General features: G+C 70.7%; 15 protein-coding genes and 1 pseudogene. 2 read left to right on the top strand and 14 right to left on the bottom strand.

Going from position 1 to position 16,893, the window contains the following annotated elements:
* Positions 1–10: 10 nt before the first annotated feature.
* From ACFYZE_RS24295 to ACFYZE_RS24255, 9 genes and pseudogenes are all read right to left on the bottom strand, one after another.
* Positions 11–652, bottom strand: a complete 642-nt coding sequence (locus ACFYZE_RS24295; protein WP_388997800.1) for a hypothetical protein — start codon at positions 650–652, stop codon at positions 11–13.
* A gap of 73 nt (positions 653–725) precedes the next feature.
* On the bottom strand, positions 726–983 hold the full coding sequence (locus tag ACFYZE_RS24290; RefSeq protein ID WP_388997797.1) for a ferredoxin: 258 nt from the start codon (positions 981–983) through the stop codon (positions 726–728).
* Complete coding sequence (locus ACFYZE_RS24285) at positions 980–2,323, bottom strand: NADH-ubiquinone oxidoreductase-F iron-sulfur binding region domain-containing protein (protein ID WP_388997794.1); 1,344 nt, start codon at positions 2,321–2,323, stop codon at positions 980–982. Before ACFYZE_RS24285 ends, ACFYZE_RS24290 begins: the two co-directional genes overlap by 4 nt.
* Positions 2,320–3,057: a ferric reductase-like transmembrane domain-containing protein gene (locus tag ACFYZE_RS24280; protein ID WP_388997791.1), complete on the bottom strand. Its 738-nt coding sequence runs from the start codon at positions 3,055–3,057 to the stop codon at positions 2,320–2,322. Before ACFYZE_RS24280 ends, ACFYZE_RS24285 begins: the two co-directional genes overlap by 4 nt.
* Positions 3,058–3,059: 2 nt before the next feature.
* Complete coding sequence (locus ACFYZE_RS24275; protein ID WP_388997788.1) at positions 3,060–4,001, bottom strand: FAD:protein FMN transferase; 942 nt, start codon at positions 3,999–4,001, stop codon at positions 3,060–3,062.
* Positions 3,998–4,366, bottom strand: coding sequence for a hypothetical protein (locus tag ACFYZE_RS24270; RefSeq protein ID WP_388997785.1), 369 nt, complete (start codon positions 4,364–4,366; stop codon positions 3,998–4,000). The genes ACFYZE_RS24275 and ACFYZE_RS24270 overlap by 4 nt, the downstream gene beginning before the upstream one ends.
* Before the next feature lie 209 nt (positions 4,367–4,575).
* Positions 4,576–5,973 (bottom strand): ATP-binding protein, encoded by a 1,398-nt coding sequence (locus ACFYZE_RS24265; RefSeq protein WP_388997782.1) that lies wholly within the window; start codon positions 5,971–5,973, stop codon positions 4,576–4,578.
* Entirely contained in the window at positions 5,970–6,689 is a 720-nt protein-coding gene (locus tag ACFYZE_RS24260) for a response regulator transcription factor (RefSeq protein WP_388997779.1), read from the bottom strand. Before ACFYZE_RS24260 ends, ACFYZE_RS24265 begins: the two co-directional genes overlap by 4 nt.
* A 223-nt stretch (positions 6,690–6,912) precedes the next feature.
* A pseudogene (locus ACFYZE_RS24255) lies at positions 6,913–7,235 on the bottom strand (site-specific integrase); the annotation flags it as partial.
* Between the two features lie 101 nt (positions 7,236–7,336).
* On the opposite strand from ACFYZE_RS24255, the gene ACFYZE_RS24250 reads away from it, so the two are divergent.
* On the top strand, positions 7,337–9,154 hold the full coding sequence (locus ACFYZE_RS24250) for an alpha-keto acid decarboxylase family protein (RefSeq protein ID WP_388997777.1): 1,818 nt from the start codon (positions 7,337–7,339) through the stop codon (positions 9,152–9,154).
* 76 nt (positions 9,155–9,230) lie between these two features.
* Here ACFYZE_RS24250 and ACFYZE_RS24245 read toward each other — a convergent pair whose 3' ends face one another.
* The 4 genes from ACFYZE_RS24245 to ACFYZE_RS24230 all read right to left on the bottom strand — a co-directional run bounded on the left by ACFYZE_RS24245 (position 9,231) and on the right by ACFYZE_RS24230 (position 14,533).
* Positions 9,231–10,439 (bottom strand): cytochrome P450, encoded by a 1,209-nt coding sequence (locus ACFYZE_RS24245; protein ID WP_388997774.1) that lies wholly within the window; start codon positions 10,437–10,439, stop codon positions 9,231–9,233.
* Between the two features lie 39 nt (positions 10,440–10,478).
* Complete coding sequence (locus ACFYZE_RS24240) at positions 10,479–11,873, bottom strand: NAD(P)/FAD-dependent oxidoreductase (RefSeq protein WP_388997771.1); 1,395 nt, start codon at positions 11,871–11,873, stop codon at positions 10,479–10,481.
* A complete protein-coding gene (locus tag ACFYZE_RS24235) occupies positions 11,863–12,090 on the bottom strand; it encodes a ferredoxin (RefSeq protein ID WP_200420786.1) in 228 nt (75 codons plus the stop codon). Before ACFYZE_RS24235 ends, ACFYZE_RS24240 begins: the two co-directional genes overlap by 11 nt.
* Positions 12,091–12,451: 361 nt before the next feature.
* A complete protein-coding gene (locus ACFYZE_RS24230; protein ID WP_388997768.1) occupies positions 12,452–14,533 on the bottom strand; it encodes a SpoIIE family protein phosphatase in 2,082 nt (693 codons plus the stop codon).
* Between the two features lie 126 nt (positions 14,534–14,659).
* Here ACFYZE_RS24230 and ACFYZE_RS24225 point away from each other — a divergent pair, with 126 nt between their 5' ends.
* A complete protein-coding gene (locus ACFYZE_RS24225) occupies positions 14,660–14,989 on the top strand; it encodes a hypothetical protein (protein WP_388997765.1) in 330 nt (109 codons plus the stop codon).
* Between the two features lie 274 nt (positions 14,990–15,263).
* Here ACFYZE_RS24225 and ACFYZE_RS24220 read toward each other — a convergent pair.
* Positions 15,264–16,893, bottom strand: a 1,630-nt coding sequence (locus ACFYZE_RS24220; RefSeq protein WP_388997762.1) for a hypothetical protein, incomplete at its 5' end; no start/stop codon positions are given.

Here is a 16,893-nt window from a genome sequence, read left to right as displayed (position 1 = left end):
CGGGCTGCGGCTACCACTGAGCGGCCAGCGGCGCGCCGAGGAGCGCCAGGACGAACCCGACGCCCAGGGCCGCGGCCAGCAGCGCCCAGCGGGCCCGGGCGCCGGGCACGCGCCGCCCGCCGTGCCGGGCCGAACCGCGCCGCAGGTCGGCGGCGATGAGCCGGGGCAGCCGCCAGACGTGTGCCAGGACATGGACGGTCATCACCGCCGCCCAGCAGAAGAAGCTCGCCTTGTGCAGCAGCAGGACCGGGAAGGGCCCCACGGTCCGGCCGACCAGGGCCAGTGCGACTCCGGTTGCCAGTACGGCCACGCTGGTGGCGACCACCAGGGGCCCGAGCGCCCGCAGCAGCGGGGCGGGCGGGCCTTTGCGGCGGTAGACCAGGTGGCCGGTGTAGTAGCGGATGACGCGGTGGCCGGTGGTGCCGATCTTGAGGGCGACCGGGCCTATCAACAGCAGGCCTATGAAGAAGTGCCAGTACAGCAGCGTGTGCATGGACAGGAGGGTGATGCCCTGGGCGGCGAAGAGCAGCAGCAGGACGGCGCCGGTCAGCGCGGTCAGCCGCTCATTGCCCTCCGGGCCGTCGGCCTCAGGGGCGGCGCCCTGCGAATGTGCTTGCGGGTCGGTGGGCTCCGCGAGGTGGGTCAAGGCCACGGAGTGTCCTTCCATTCGCGCTTGGGGGCAGACCGCAGTTTGCCCGGACGGTTGCAAAGATCTCGTTCAGAGATCAGCCGGCCCGGGCCGTGCCGGTCGCGGCGGTGTCATCGGTTGGGGGGCGTTCCACACGGTCGAGGCGCAGTGCGAGCACCGGGCAGGCGGCCACGGCCCGCTTGGCGTGGGTGAACAGTTGGTCGGGGACGGTCGGGTCCGGGATGATCGGGTAGCCCCATTCGTCCAGGTCGACGAGTTCGTGGAGGAGTTCGCCGCACAGGCCGCGGCCTTCGCAGGCGATGCGGTCGATGCCCAGGATGTGCTGATGGCTCACTGCCAGCCCTCCTGCTCGGGTCCGGGGGCCTCGGGTACGTGGAGCAGCGGGGTCCTCTGGGCGCCGGGGCAGCCGCGGTGGGTCAGGTGGCGGTGGACCTCGTCGGCGAAGACCTCCAGCGCGGTCGCGGCCAAGCGTGAGGCCCCATCGGGGTGGCGGCAGGCGCCGCGGCCGGCGAGGAGGCCGGCGCGCTGCCGCAGTCGCGCGACCAGTGCGGCGTCCGGCCTGCCCCAGGCCAGCGTGGCGAAGTCGCCTGCCACAGCGGGCAGGCCGAACCGGCAGGGGCCGCACTGCTGGGCGCTCTGCCTGGCGAGGTAGCCGAGTACCCGTGCCGTCTCGGACAGGCCGCAGCCGTTGTCCGGCAGGGCGAACAGCACGCCGGCGCCCGGTCCGGCGCCCGCGGTGGCCAGATCGGGTTTGGTGTACGGCAGGTTCTGGACCTGGTCGGCCGGGAGCCAGCTGCCGAAGTAGCCGCCGACCAGCAGGGCCCGCAGCGGCCGGGTGGCGCCGCCGGCGGTCTGCACCATGGCGGCGAGCGTCGTGCCCAGCGGGATCTCGTAGACGCCCGGTGTGCGCACCGCTCCCGAGAGGGTGACCAGGGTGGTGCCCGGCGCGTCGGGACGGCCGGCGCTGCGGAACCAGTGGGGCCCGTAGCGGACGATCAGTGCGAGGTGGGCGAGTGTCTCCACGTTGTCGATCAGTGTGGGGCGGCCGTCCACGCCCTTCTCGAACGGCCGGGGCGGAGTGGGCAGGGGACGAGCCTGGCCGCCGTTGAGCCAGTTCACCAGGGAGGTCTCCTCGCTGGAGACGTAATGGTGGGGCAGGCCGTGCAACCTGATCGGTACCGGGTCGAGCCCGGCCCGGTCGCGCTCGGCGACCGCGGCGTCGAGGTCACGCAACTGGGTCTCGCGGGTGCGGGCCAGGCACAGGTGGATCTCGTCGGCGCCGACGGCCGCGGCGGCCAGCGAGGCGCCGTCCAGCACGAGATGCGGCGCGAGGTCGAGTAGCGTGGAGTCCTTGCGGCTGGCGGCCTCGCTCTCCATGCCGTTGGCGATGACGACGGCGGTGCCCCGGGCTTCGGCGACGGTGCGCAGCTTGCGGCCGGTGGGGAAGGCGGCGCCGCCCCGGCCGGTGAGCCCGGCCTCGTCCACCGCGCGGATCAGGGCCTTGGCCGGGCGGCCGGGCTGCGGCAGCGGAGGGGGCCCGTAGCTGGCGAGGTGTTCGGTCAGGCCGGCCCGGGCACCGGTGGTGAACCAGCCGCTGAGAAGGCGACTGCCATGCGGGCCGGTCCTCTGCTCGCCGAGCCGTAGCGCCGGGTCGGCTTCCCGTTCGCGGTTCATGCGGTCACCCCCCTGTCTGTGGCGTCAGCGGATGCGGGCTGATGGGTGGTCGGCGCGGCGTGGGGTGCCGCACCACTGGCGCGCTGTGCCCAGTCGGGCTGCAGCGGACCGGTGGTCAGGAAGGCGATCAGCACCACCGGGACGAGGGCGCTGGCGGCGCCCATGGCAAGGCGCATGCCCAGCCGCCCGGGGCCGGCCCGGTACAGCCGCCACCACACCGCGGCCAGGACGACCAGCAGGCAGGCCGCGTACAGCAGCAGTTGCAGTGACACCTTGGTGTCGGTTCCGGTGCCTGCGGCGTGGAAGAGGGCCACCGGCCAGCTCGCGTACCCAAGCCAGTGCACGGTCTTCCACCGCCGCACGCCCAGGCGCAGCCGGACGGCGGTGGTGAGCAGCACGGCGAGCAGCAGATCGAAGGCGACCGTGCCCAGCCCCAGCCACAGCGTCCGGTAGGAGGAGGCGAAGGGCAGCACCACGTCCAGCAGCGTGACGTTCACATAGGTGTCCGCGACGGTGGTCAGGACGTGCAGGACGAGGAACGCCAGCGTGAGCAGCGAGAGGTTGCGGTGCAGCGCGCTGATCTCGAACCTGGCGATCCGTTTCGGCGCGTACTGCCCGCCGACGGTGATGCCCAGCACCACGGTCGCCGTGAGCAGGATGAGGGCGATGGTGCCGCCCGCCCGCGTGGCGAACCACAGGGGGCTGGGGCCCGCGGCGAGAAAGGTCGGGTGCATGCTCAGTCTCCGGGTTCGGGATCGGGCGGCCAGCCGCCGAGGGTGAGCACGCTGCCGTCGGTCCGTACCAGCCGGGCGGGCAGCCGGTGGTGGCGCAGCCAGTCGGGCGCCGCCTGCGCGCGGACGATCGCGGCGGTGGCCGCGGTGTTGGCGTCCACGCAGCTGGCCGCGGCGACGCTGACGGTGCGCCAGACGGGCGGTGGGACGTCGCCGGTGGCCGGATCGACGAGGTGGTGCAGGGTACGGCCGCCGCGCCGCCAGGTACGGGTGGTAACACCGGAGGTGGCCAGGCCGCCGTCTCGTACGGCGACGACCGGCGCGTCCGGATGCCAGGGCCCGGCGTGGTCGTCGGCGATCCCCACCTGCCAGCCCTGCTCCGGGGGTTCACCCGCCACCGACAGGTCTCCGCCCAGGCTGACCAGCACACCGCAGCCGACGGCGCGGGCGGCACGCGCCGCGGCGCGGTCCGCGCACAGCGCCTTGGCCGTCGCGCCCAGGTCGAGGCCGGCCCCGACGGGAAGCCGAAGCCGCCGCTCGCCCGGATCCCACTGGACGCTGCGCCAGCCGGCCGGCCGGACCACGGCCGCCGGCCGGACGTCCTCGGGGCGCACACTTGCGAAGGTCCGGTCGTAGCCGAGGGCCGACATCGCGGGCCCCACGGTGGGATCGACTGTGCCATCGGAGAGTTCGGCGGCGCGGAAGGCCGTCTGAAGCGCCTCGGCGAACAACAGGCTCACGGTCACCTCGCGGCCCGCAGCGGCGTTGGCCCGCGACAGCTCGGAGTCGTCGCGGAAGCGGCTACAGGCCAGATCGATCGCGGCCAGCTCGGTCTCCAGCACTCGCCGCGCGTTGTCCAGCGCGGCGGGATCAGTGACCAGCAGCACCGCGGTCGTGCCCAGGGCCGGGAAGCTGACCGTCGCCGGAGCGGCGGCGGTGACGGTCATGAGTTGCCGGAGGTGACGGGCGGTGCGGCCGGCGCGGGCTGGGCAGGCACGGCGGTGGGGGGCTGCGCGGGCCGGCGCAGCTTGTGGGGCGAGGTGCCCTGCCGGGTGTCGTCGGAGTTCGGGTCGGCCGAGCGTGCCGACGGCTGCTGCGCGCCGTCGTCCCCGGTCGTTGGCGAGGTGGCGGCGGGACGCTGGGCCGGGACGCTCGCCGCGGTCGGCACCGACTGGGCGTAGCCGGTGCCCAGGGCGAGGGAGCCGGCGGCGGCCGCGACCGAGACGCCGATGGTGGCGAGACCGACGCGCCGCAGGCCTTGGCTTCGCTTGTGCTCGGCGCGGACCCCGGATACTCGCTCGTGCTGCGACATGCGTGGTGCTCCTTCGGAAGGGCATCAAGGGGACCTGTCTGCACACCAGCGTCCGGCATGGCCCGTCGAGGACCCGTTCAGAAAGTCTTCAAAACCAGTAAAGGCATGCATCGCCCCAGGTGGGGGCCATATCCGGGTACGAACGAGGAGCCCACGGACCCACCGGGCCCACACATCGCGGGCGTACAAAAAGGGCAATCCGGATGTGGCTACTGAGCCTGCCCGTTGCCGCGGGTATGGGCGCGGCGGAACGGGGGCAGTTCCACGACGACGGTCAGACCGCCTCCCGGCGTCTCCGCCAGCTGGACGGATCCGCCGTTCGCGGTGACCAGGCGGTGAACGATGGCCAGCCCGAGACCGCTCCCCTTCGCCTCCGGATTGCCGAAACGGCGGAACGCCGCCGCGCGTGCCGCCGTACTCATGCCGGGCCCGTCGTCGATCACGCTGATCCGCACCATGGTGCGCTGTCCGGCCGAGCCGGGCGCGGTGGTGCCCTCGATGCGCACCCGGCCGCCGACGGGGACGGCGTCCACGGCATTGGCGATGAGGTTGTCCAGTACCTGCTCCAGATCCCCGGCGCCGACGAAGGCACTCAGGCCCGGGCCGCACCGGGTGGTCAGTGCCACCCGGCGCTCGCGGGCCACCGGCTCCCACGCCCCGCGCCGCTCGGCCACCACCTCGTCCACCCGGACCCGCACGGGCCGGGGTACCGCGCTCTCCGCGCGGGCCACCGCGAGCAGCCCGTCCACCAGCCGGGACAGCCGAGCGATCTCCTCCTGCGCACCGGCCAACTCCGCGGCCGTCTCGACGTCCTCGGTCTCCTCGGCCAGCACGTCCAGGCGCAGCCGCAGCGCGGCCAGCGGGGTGCGCAGCTGATGCGAGACATCGGCGATCACCGTGCGGTGACCGTGCACGAGTCCCTCCATCCGGCCCGCCATCGTGTTGAAGGACGCCGCCAGCCGGCGCACTTCCTGCGGCCCGCGTCCCACCGGCGCGCGCACCTCCAACGAGCCCTCACCCAGTCGCTGAGCGGTCTCGTCCACCGCCTTCAACGGGCTCCCCACCCAGCGGGCCAGCCGGACCGAGACGAACGCCCCCGCCGCGAGTACCACGGCGGCGGTTCCGGCCAGCCAGCCCCACACGGCGAGGATGCGGTCGTGGAGCGGGTCGAGGGAGCGGCTCAGCACCACCGCGCCCGCGGGGGCGTCGGTGTCGCCGACGGACGTGCCCACCACCAGCCGGTCCGCCGCCTTGGCCACATGGGTGCCGGGATCGGCGAGCGATTCCCGGATCAGGGAAGCCACCTCGTGGGCGGGGACCGCGACAGGGCACGAGGTCGTGGCGATCACCCGGCCCGCGGAGTCGTAGACCGCCGCGCACTCCCTGTGCTGATCGGCCTCGTGGAGCTGACGGTCCATCGAACCCGTCGGCTTTCTGTCGGAAATGTGCTCCTCCGCAGCGGCGGACACGGAGCGCGAACTGGCCTCCAGGGCGCTCCTGAACGAGTCGTCCTCCCGGTCCGTCAGCAGCACGCCCAGCGGCACCACGGCGCTCACCAGCAGTACGGTGATCAGCGCCAGGACAGTCAGCGCGATACGGCGGGTCACGCTCGGTCGACCCCACCGGCCGGCTCACCGAGCCGGAACCCGCGCCCGTAGACCGTCTCCACCAAACCCGGCACGCCCAGCTTGCGGCGCAGCGCGGCGACGTGCACGTCCAGCACCTTCGTCGGGCCGTACCAATGCGCGTCCCACACCCGTTCCAGGATCTGCTGGCGGGTGATCACCCGGCCCGGGTCAGTGGCCAGGCACTCCAGGATGTCGAACTCTTTGGGTGTGAGCGTGACGTCTACGCCGTCGACCGTGACCTTGCGGGTCCGCAGATCGACAGCGAGCGGGCCGTGCTGCAGCACCTCGGGCGCGGCCGGCCGGGTGCGGCGCAGCACCGCCCGCATGCGTGCCATCAGCTCCGCGAGTCCGAACGGCTTGACCAGATAGTCGTCGGCGCCCTCGTCCAGCGCCGAGACCCGGTCGCCTTCCTCACCGCGGGCCGTGATGACGATGATGGCCACGTCGGAGCGCCGACGCAGGGCCCGGCAGACCTCTACACCGTCCGTGTCCGGCAGTCCGAGGTCCAGCAGGACGACGTCCGGCACCGGCTCGGCGGCGAGCGCCCCGCTGCCGGTGTCCACGCCGGCGGCAGCGTATCCAGCCCGCGTCAGCCCGCGCATCAAGGAGCGGGCGATACCAGGGTCGTCCTCGACCACGAGCACCCGCACGGCATCGCCGCCTGGTTCCCCGTCGCCTATCGCCTCTGTCCGCATGACCTCAGCGTAACGGCGCGGCGCTCAGGCACGGCCGGTCAGCGAGCCGGCGCACCAGGGGGTGTGCCCGGCATCACCGCCCGACGGGACCGCCGCGCCCATGGGAACGCCATGGGAACGGAAGGCCGGGTAAAGGCAGGGAACGATCAGGCAGGGACGGAAGACTGCAACCCGCTGAACGGCAGGAACGGGGAAGTCAGGGAAAGGCCGCGCGCGCCCGCGCCGCCTCACCGCGTCGCAGCCCGCGGAAGGCAATCAGGTGCAACAGCGCGTACAGGCGGTCCTCCGCAACGTGGTCAAGGAAGAGACCGGTGTGCTCCGGCGTCCGGACCATCACCGGCGAGGGCTTCTCGCCGGTGCGCTTCCAGTGGAGGATGCGCTCGCCCGTCCACACCAGTGCCTTGGGCCTCTTGCCCGCCTGCAACTCGACGTGGGCCGCCGGGTTGAAGGTGATGAGCTGCTGGGCGATCGCAGCGTTCAGCGCGGCTCGCAGCGTAGGACGCGCTGGCGGGTAGCCGGGCCCACGATGCGGCGGTAGGGCTCCAGTCGAGGCCGGTACCTCAACAGTGAGCTTTCGCCGGCCGTGGCGACCACCGCCACGGGGACCGGGGTACGAGAGCGCCCGCGATTCCCTGGTTGATCCGCCCGTGCGTGGGAGCACGAGCCCCCAGAGGCCTCCAACCATCTCTCACCGCAAAATGGACATAAGCTGCTCCCCTCCCGGAGGAGACGACACCGGCGATGCGGAGGCACAGGTGATGTCCACCATCCCGAGCCGATGGATGACGATCGGCGACTTCCTGCTCCGGCGTCTGGAGGAGGCCGACGTCGGCCACCTCTTCGGCGTCCCCGGTGACTTCAACCTCGAACTGCTGCAGCAGCTTCAGGACGCGGGCACGCTGGAATGGGTCGGTAACTGCAGTGAGCTGAACGCGTCCTATGCAGCGGACGGCTATGCCCGCCTGAACGGTATGGGCGCGCTCCTCGTGACGAACGCCGTCGGCGCCCTGAGCGCGATCAACGGGGTCGCCGGCTCCTACAGCGAGCACGTGCCGGTGGTCTGTATCTGCGGGTCGATACCGCTCAAGTCCATCGATCGCGGCCTGGGGATGCACCACACGATGGCCGACGGCACATGGGACCGCTTCCTCGGCGCCTACGCGCAGGTGACCGCCGCGCAGGCACGACTCACCCCGCACAACGCGGTCACCGAGATCGACAGGCTGATCCTCACCGCGTGGCGGGAAAAGCTCCCGGTGTACGTGGAGTTGCCTTCCGACATCGCCTATCTCGACATCGAGGTTCCGCAAGCTCCGCTGGTGCTCGCGCAACCGCCCAGCGACCCGGAACGGCTGCGGTCGTGCGTCACCGCAATCGCAGCCCACCTGTCCGCCGCCGAGTCACCGGCGGTCCTGGTGGATCTGGACGCGGACCGCTTCGGCGTGGCAGCCGACGTCATGGGACTGGCCGAGAAAATGCGGCTCCCCGTGGCAGTGATCAGCACAGCCAAGGCGGTCATCGACGAAACCTTCCCCTATTACGTCGGCATCTACAACGGTCAGGCAAGCGAGCCGCACACGCGCGCGGCGATCGAGTCCAGTGACTGCCTGCTCTCCATCGGCTACCGGCCGATCGAGGTGACGACGGGCGACTTCACCGCTTCGCTGCCCGCCGACACGATCCAAGCCCGCAGCCACTCGGTGGACATCGGCGATGACAACTATCAGGCGGTGACGCTCCAGGAAGTCATCCGCGGCGTACTGGACACCGTCCCGCACGGCACGGGCCGCGCTGCACCACAGCGGGGGGCTACGGCGGCAAAGACCCCCGCAGGCGGCTCCACCAACCTGACGCAGGCCGCGTACTGGCAGGCAATCCAGGGCTACCTCCGGGCCGGGGACGTGCTCCTCCTCGACAACGGCACGTCGTACGCCCTCCTCGGCCTGCAGCTGCCACCGGACTGCACCTTCGTCGGATCGATCAACTGGGGCTCGATCGGCTACTCGGTCGCAGCTCTGCTCGGCACGCTGACCGCAGCGCCAGACCGTCGCCACCTGCTGTTCCTGGGTGACGGCTCATTCCAGCTGACCGCGCAGGAGCTGTCGACCATCCTGCGGCACGACCACAAGCCGGTGATCTTCCTGATCAACAACGGCGGATACACCATCGAACGCGGTTACCTCGGCAGAACCGAGCAGTACAACGACATCGCGACCTGGGCCTACGCGGATCTACCGAGAGTGCTCCGCCCGGACACCACGGCGCGATCGTTCGTCGTCAAGAGCACCGCGGACCTGGCAGAGGCCCTCAGCGCGCCCAACGACACGCTGATCTTCATCGAAGCCGTCATGGATCCCTACGACGCTCCCGCCGCGGTCATGGCCAGCAGCAACACCGGCGCGGACATCGACTACGGGCCTCGCGGCCCGCAGCACCGCGACAACGTACAGCTCAGGCCGACCTGACTCCCCTGCCAACACGAAACAGCGGCGCGGCCACGAGACGCAGCTGGACCAGCTCCCCCAGCCCCTGCGGCGGTGCTCAGGCCGCGAAGCCCTCGATCGCCACGGGAAGGTGGCGAGGGCCGCGCAGTACGGCGTTGGCACGGTACGGCGGCGGGTCCTCGAGCAGCCCGGAGAACCTGACCCGGCGGAAGAGCTCGGGCACCGCCACATGGAGTTCTATCCGGGCGAGGGGGGCGCCGAAGCAGTAGTGGATGCCAGTGTAGAAGCCCAGGTGTTCGTTGTCCTTGCGGTCGGGGTCGAAACGGTCGGGGTCCTTGAAGCGTGTGGGGTCGCGGTTCGCAGCGGCGAGCATGAGCCAGACCGGGGAGCCCTTGGGGATGGTGGTGCCGGCGACGTCGATGTCGGCCAGGGCGGTGGTCCACGGGACGAACTGGACCGGGGGCTCGTAGCGCAGCACTTCCTCGATGAGCGGGACGGCCAAGCCCGGATCCTTCTGGAACCGGTCAAGGACGTCGGGGTGGCGCAGCAGGGTGAGGGTCGTGTTGGTGATCGCGTTGACGGTGGTCTCGTGGCCGGCGACCAGGAGCAGCACCGCGGTGGCCTCCAGGTCTGCCGGAGTCATGTCGGGGGCGAGCGCGCTGAGGATTCCGGGGCCGGGGTGACGGCGTTTGGTCTCGATCAGGTCGGCCAGGTAGGCGCCCAGGTCCTGGCGTGCCCGCTGTGCCTTCTCCTGGACGTCGGCGCCGCCGGCCTGGGGATCGAGTGACGACGCCAGGGCGTCGGCCCAGCCGTGGAAGCGCGGTTCGTCCTCGCGCGGCACGCCCAGGACCTTGCAGATGGCCGTGACGGGAAGGGGATAGGAGAACTCCTCGACGATGTCGACCTGGTCCTTGCCTTCGAAGGCGTCGAGCAGCTCGGTGACGACCTTGGCCAGCTCTCCGCGCAGGCCGTCGAGGAACCTGGGGCTGTGCGGGGGACCGAACGGCCGGTTGATGGTGTCACGCAGCCGGTCGTGCACGGGCGGGTCGGTGAAGATGAAGCTGGGCGGCAGACCGGTCTCCGGGTCCGGTTGCCCGACGCGGGCGTAGCCGGACGGGCGGTTGCTCGTGTCGTTGCTCAGCCGCGGGTCATTGGCCAGGCTCCGCACCTCGTAGTAGGTGCTGACCAGGTAGGAGCCGTCGTCCTCCCGCCTGACCGGTTGCTTGCGCAGCTCGGCGTAGAGCGGGTACGGATCGGCCCGATTGGCGTAGTCGGTGATCTGCGAGACGAGGGTGCCGGACGTCATGGTGACTCCTGAGGGCTCCGGGCGGTGCAGGGCCGGTGATCAGGCATGCGCCGGAACGAACGAGACACGCCGCTCGCTCGGCGCGTGCCCCGTCAGCGTGACCGTGGCCCCGTGGGTGGGCAGATGGGGATCGGGGAAGGCCGGGTCGACCGGATCCAGCGTCTCGGTCCGGCGGTCGACCGTGCGGTACTCCGGCGGGAACGGCGCGCCGGACGCGATCTGCTGCTCGTAGAACCCCAGCCACTTGGCTCCGTCGAAGGATGCCGCGGCGATGACGCGGCCCCGGTAGCCGTACACCGCGACGAACCGCTCCTCGGCCAGCGCCCCCTGGGCGACGACCAGCTGGTCGCCCAGCGACGGCACCCCCACCGACTTGATGTTCACGCCGAACTGGGAGGACCAGAACATCGGCAGCCACAGGTGCGGACGGCGATCCGGACCCGCACAGATCATGTTGTGGGCGGCGATCTCGGCCTGTTCGACCGCGTTGCCCCAGTGCTCCAGAGCCAGGAACTGGTAGTCGAACAGCGGGTGGGGGCTGCGGGCGACGTCACCTGCGGCGTAGATGTCGTCGGTGACGATGCCGTTGACGTCGAACACCCGACACCCGGCGTCGCACGCGATCCCCCGAGGCCCCGCGGCCACCCCCGAGCCGGCGAGCCATTCCGTGTTCCGCATGGCACCCAGCGAGACGACCGCCACCTCCACGTCCATCGCCGAACCGTCGGACAGATGGGCGCGCCTGAGTCGCCCCATGTCGTCACCCTCCAGGGCGGTGACGCTGACACCGCAGCGCAGGTCGACTCCGTGCTTGCGCTGCAGCCGATCCGCGACCGCGCCGATCACTCCACCGAGCGCGCCCACCAGCGGCGCCGGGCCGCGCTCGGCGACCGTGACCTGAAGGCCCAGCTCCCGGCAGGCGGACGCGACCTCCGAGCCCGTGAAACCGGCGCCGATCACCAGCACCCGGGACACGCCCCCGGTCAGCTTCCGGTACAGGAGTGCGGAGTCGTCGCGGGTACGCAGCACGAACACCCCGTCCAGCGCGGCCTCTTCCGGGTGGAACCAGGGCCGTGCTCTGGTCCCGGTGGTGATCAGCAGGCGGTCGTAGGGGACGGTGTCGCCGTTCGCCAGGCGTACCTGCTTGGAGTCCCGGTCCAGCCTCTCGGCGGCGACGCCCAGACGCCATTCGGCGTCGATGTCGCGCCGCCGTGGCAGTGCGGTGTCCTCGGGCCGTGCCCGCCCGAGCAACGCCTGCTTGGACAGCGGCGGCCGGTCATAGGGCTCATACGGCTCGTCGCCGATCATGGTCAGCGATCCGGTGAAGCCCTGCTCGCGCAGGGTCTCCGCCGCGCGCAGACCGGCCAGCGAGGCGCCGACCACGACGATACGGCCCTGGCGCCGCAGGGCCTGGACGTCCGTGTCAGCCGACATGGGGCTCGACCCGCCTCGTCGGCTCGTCGGAGTAGTCCACGAGGATGGCCTGGACCGGACAGGCGGCAGCGGCCTTCTCCACCCGGTCACGTTGTGCCTCGTCGAAGCGAGGGGAGAACAGCAGCGCTTCTTCCCCGTGGAGGGAGAAGACGTCCGGGGCGAGAAAGACGCACTGTGCGAATCCCTGGCACCGGTTGAGATCGACGACAAGCCTCATCAGGAACCCGCTCCCTGCGCGGGCCGCGGTCCCCGCAAGTTCCGCAGCCGTCTGCGCTCGGTCCATACGGTGGCCGGCATGCCTTTTTCAGGATGGGCCTGTGCGCAGGGCGCTCGCAAGGCGAAGGCTGCCGGGCAGGCCGATGCGCACCCGACCGGTCAACCGCAAGGGAGACGAGGCACTATCGGCCGCCTGAACACCGGACGGACGGGGACGCGACTCGGGCGGCTGTATGCGCTGGCTCCCCTCAGGACCGCCGCGACGGGCAGGCTTGGGGCCCGGTAGACCGGCAATCTGAGTCGGGCGGTCGGCAGGAACTCCGGACAGGCGCCGAACGATGCGTGTCGTGACGAACAGGCTGCTACTGAAGACGGGCTGTGGTTGCGGGCGAGAGGCTCTGCTCGGCCCAGACGGTCTTGCCGTCGAGCGTGTAGCGGACGCCCCAGTTCTGTGCGAGTTGGGCGATGATGAACAAGCCGCGCCCGCCTTCGTCGATGGTCTTCGCGTGGCGCAGCCGTGGCGCGAGGGAATTGCCGTCGTGGACTTCGCAGGTGAGGGTGCGGTCCTTGATGAGCTGCAACTGGACAGGCGGGGTGCCGTAACGGACGGCGTTGGTGACCAGTTCGCTGACGATCATTTCGGTGGTGTAGGCGGTTTCCTCATCGACTCCCCAAAGGACGAGCTGGTGGCGGGCGTGGGTGCGCGCCGCAGCAACGGCTTGGGGGTGGTGGTCGAGATGCCAGGCGGCGACCTGGTCGGCGGGGAATGGGTGGGTGCGTGCGAGGAGGAGGACGACGTCGCTGTGGCCGATGTCGTTCCGCAGCCGGTAGAGCACGTCATCGCATAGATCCTGCAGTGGCCGCTCAGAATGGGCCAGCACCCGTCGGAGAGTGTCCGGTGACGATGCGTCGCCTAGTAGTGACGCAGTGTAGAGGGCGAGGACGCTGCCTTCGGCGACGGAGATCGTGGTGGCGGCGAAGGGGGGTCCCTCGGCTGTCCCCAGAGGAGGTCCGGCGGGCAGGTCGGGCATCTCGGTGGTCCCGTCGGGATGGGCGATGACGGGTGGGGGATGGCCTGCCAGGGCGATGGTGCAAGTCTGGGCGAGCGGGTCGTGGACCGCGTACACGCAGCTTGCCGTGAGTGGCATGGGATCGCCGGGCGGCAGAGCTGCGCGTTCCTCGGCGAGGCTTATGGCGGTGTCGTTGAGGCGGGCGAGGAGCTCGTCGGGCTCCAGGTCAAGAGCAGCCAGGGAGCGGGCGGCGGTCCCTATCTGTCCCATGGTGGTGGCCGCATGGATGCCTTGTCCGGCGACTTCGCCGACGACCAGTGCGGTGCGGGCGCCGGACAGGGCGAAGGTGTCGAACCCACTGCCTCCCCCCGCCTCGGACGGCACGTGCAGGTGCGCGGTTTCCAGGGTGGTCCGCGGGTCAGGGTGGGACAGCAGCAGGTGACGCTGGACCGTCAGAGCGATGGTGTGTTCGCGGGTGTAGCGGCGGGCGTTGTCGACGCACAGCGCGGTGTGTGCGGCCACTGCGAGGGCGAGGGTGACATCGCCCTTGTCGTACACGTCGACCTGGTCGGTGCGGTACAGGCTCAGCAGTCCCAGCACGGTTCCACGCAGCGTCAAAGGTGCCGTGATGAGAAGGCGGGCACCGGATGCGCGGATCGCCTCGGCGCGTGGCGGGTCGGCTCCCAGCCAGGGCGTGTCGGGGCCCAGGGGGACGAGACGGGGCTTGAGGTCGGCCAGTGTCTGGGCGTAAGGCGTCGAGAACGGCAGGGCGCGCACGTCGCCCACCGGATGTGCCTGGATCTGCTCCTCTCCGCCGCTGTGGGCGAAGGCGGCACGGCGCAGTGGCACCTCCGGTCCCAGAGGGCTCGATGGAGGTTCCTCACCGCGCACCACGGCGTCCACCACTTCCACCACGGCGATGTCGGCGAGGTCCGGCACCACTGCCTGCACGAGTTCCTCGCAGGTGGCCACCACGTCGAGGGTCCGTCCCACGTTCTCGCGCACGGAGCTGAGGACACGTATGCGGGCACCCACCTTTTCGCGTTCGGTGACATCGAGCATCTCCGTCAGCACTCCCCAGATCCTCCCCTGCGAGTCCTCCAGCCGAGATGCTGAGACGGAGAACAGGTACTCCGGCCCCGGTGCACCCTTCGGACGCACCGCCACGAGGCGTCCCTCTTCGTGGGCGCCGCTCTCCAGCACGCCGTGCAGCATCGCCTCCACCTCGCCGGGTGCGGAGAGGTCATACACGTCGGTGACGAGTCGGCCCACGATCTGTTCCGTAGGTGCCTCGTGCAGAGCCGGCCTGTTGAGATTGATCCGCAGGATGCGCAGCTCCGTGTCCAAGATCAGCAGGCCGATGGGCGACCGGTGGAACAGAGCTTCCAGTACTGCAGCGCCCTCACCCGGCGAGACGGCTTCGTTTTGTGCCACGGCGACCCACCTCCACCATCCAGCCTGCACCTGGCCCCTATACGCCGCTCCCCGTCTCCCGAGACGTCTCGGACGCAGCGCCGTCGTTGCGGCCCAGCCCGCGATCGTCGAACGCTCGGCGGCGCATTGCCGCAGGGCAGGCTGCGGGTCGGCATCGCGGACGGCCGGGTGGAGACCCTGGTCCAGGACGCGGGCTCCGCCCCCGACGGGATCGTCATCGAGGCCGGTGTCGTCTACTGGACCACCATGGGCACACCGACGCACGATCCGGCCGAGGGCTCCGGGGAGGCGGCCCAGGACTTCTCCCGGCGCAATGGCGGTGTGCACGCGGTGCGCGGGCCGTCTCTGGGCCGTGCGAGGACGCCCGACACCGGCCAACAACGACAGAAGCCCACAGCACCTGAACTGGTCAGAGCCGTGGGCTTCTTCTGTCCTGCTGGTCAGCAGGGCCGGTGATCAGTAGACCGACAACTGAAGGGGCAATGCCGCGTAGGCGCCCCTCATCCTTGCAGGGTGACCTCCCTACCCGCCGGCCGAGGCAGCGACGGTACCCGTTCATTGACCGCCTCTCAGGATCTTGCACAGCTGACCTGCGTCGGCTTGAGTTGGGCCACTCCCCCACCCTCCCGGGTCACGGCCCCAGCCGATCGGCGATCACGTGGTCACGGTCGCCTGTCATGTACTGATGAATCTGCGGTTTCGGTTGTTGCGATTCCTGCGCGTCGTCAGGTCACCTGGCGGTCACGGGGGTGGTGACGTCGAAGGTGACCGGTCCGCCGGGCATCGGCTGGCTGCCGCTGCCCGGCAGGCCGTAGCTCACGGTCTTGTAGGCCTGGTCCTGGAGCCTGAAGCCGATGGTGTAGGTGCCGGGTGCGGTGCCCTGCGGCAGGGTGAAGTACTGGTCCAACGGGCCGGAGAAGGTCGTGGGCACACCGCCGGACTCGATCGGGTAGGCGTGCCCCGAGGCGTCGACCAGGTACAGGTCGAGTACGTTCACCCCGGCGGTCGAGGCGGACACGTCGATCGTCAGCTTGATCCATGTCTGGGTGTCGTCGGCCGGGACCGTACCCGGAGTGACCGTGACCGCGTCCACCGTGGGCAACACGGTGTCAGGGATGTTGGTCAGTGTGGCATCGATGTCCGGGGCGCCCAGTGACGAACCGTAGGCGGCCTGGTCGCCGTGACCGTCGGTGATGATCAAACCGGTGAGCCGGCAGCTGAACTGGCCCCGCAGCCCGCGTACCGGCACGGTGACCGTGCCGTCCGCCTGCACGGTCGGGGTGGTGGACAACTGCTGGCACTGGGTGGCGTTGTCTCCCCAGTTGGTCAGCTGTACGGAGCTGACCCCGCCCACAGCGCCGGAAGGCCGCAGCGAGAGCCGTGCGGTCGGGACGGGCGAGTGCCAGCTGTCGATCTGGCTCGGGGTGAACGCGAAGCCGCTCGCCGAAAGCACGCTGTCAGAGGTCACGTGCACCGCCGCTTCGGACAGCCCGGTGTAGGCGTGGGTGACCCCGGCGTTGCTGGTCAGATCCACCTCGGTGACCTTCCAGTCGCCCTCCGGCAGGCCGGCCGGCAGCGACACGGTCACGGTGCAGTCGAGAACCTGGCGCTGCATCCAGCCGATGTTGCCGCAGCCCTGGTAGCCCTCGCTCCAGTCCCAGCCGATGGCGGACGATCCGCGCACCGTGCGGCCGCCCGGACCGGTGACCACGACCGTTCCGCCGTACACGCCGGACTTGTTCTCCTGGCTGTCGAGCTGGTACCGCAGCGTGGCACCTTGTCCCGGGGCTTCGTAGACGGTGGCCTGCGCCCCCTGCGCGAGGGCGATCCGGTCGAGGCTCGGGTAACCCTGGTCCACGGTGGTCCGGGCGGAGAAGGTGCGTGGGAAAGCGGCCAGTTGGGGCGCGGTCCAGTCGATCGAGTCGCCGGCGCCGTCGCCACCGTGGATCTCCGAGACCGCCCACGTGGTCTTCGTCGTGGCTCCGTACTGGGGGACGGGGACGGTCCATGTGTACGTGGTCGAGGCGGGGGTGGCTCCGGGCTTGACGGTGACGTCGCCGGACAGTGAACCTCGGGAGTCGAAGCCGGCGGCGAGTTCGGTGCCGATGTAGGCGCCGGTCTTCGGATTCATCCTGCGTATGTGGATGTCACCCCCGAAGCCGGAGGCGTTCGGGTTGGAGGAGGTCATCGTCCAGTTCAGTTCGATGGTGGCCGACCCTGAGGTGGCGTCGACCGACTTGGTGCTGAACGACAGTGCCGAAACGCTGAGCTGACCCCGGATTCGTGGAGTCCCTGAAACCAGGCTTATGATCCTGGCCCGAAGGAGAACCACGAGCAGTGCCAGCACCACGCAAATACCC

The sequence above is a fragment of the Streptomyces sp. NPDC001796 genome, from assembly GCF_042892355.1.
Classification (GTDB): Bacteria; Actinomycetota; Actinomycetes; order Streptomycetales; family Streptomycetaceae; genus Streptomyces.
The sequence above is the reverse complement of the archived record's forward strand: the minus strand, read 5'-3'. Positions and strand labels throughout refer to the sequence as shown.

What these genes read in the sequence shown, in the direction of transcription:
- ACFYZE_RS24285 (WP_388997794.1), bottom strand. Translation starts at nt 2,323, where the DNA reads ATGAACCGCGAACGGGAAGCCGACCCGGCGCTACGGCTCGGCGAGCAG.
- ACFYZE_RS24280 (WP_388997791.1), bottom strand. Translation starts at nt 3,057, where the DNA reads ATGCACCCGACCTTTCTCGCCGCGGGCCCCAGCCCCCTGTGGTTCGCC.
- ACFYZE_RS24275 (WP_388997788.1), bottom strand. Translation starts at nt 4,001, where the DNA reads ATGACCGTCACCGCCGCCGCTCCGGCGACGGTCAGCTTCCCGGCCCTG.
- ACFYZE_RS24270 (WP_388997785.1), bottom strand. Translation starts at nt 4,366, where the DNA reads ATGTCGCAGCACGAGCGAGTATCCGGGGTCCGCGCCGAGCACAAGCGA.
- ACFYZE_RS24260 (WP_388997779.1), bottom strand. Translation starts at nt 6,689, where the DNA reads ATGCGGACAGAGGCGATAGGCGACGGGGAACCAGGCGGCGATGCCGTG.
- ACFYZE_RS24245 (WP_388997774.1), bottom strand. Translation starts at nt 10,439, where the DNA reads ATGACGTCCGGCACCCTCGTCTCGCAGATCACCGACTACGCCAATCGG.
- ACFYZE_RS24240 (WP_388997771.1), bottom strand. Translation starts at nt 11,873, where the DNA reads ATGTCGGCTGACACGGACGTCCAGGCCCTGCGGCGCCAGGGCCGTATC.
- ACFYZE_RS24235 (WP_200420786.1), bottom strand. Translation starts at nt 12,090, where the DNA reads ATGAGGCTTGTCGTCGATCTCAACCGGTGCCAGGGATTCGCACAGTGC.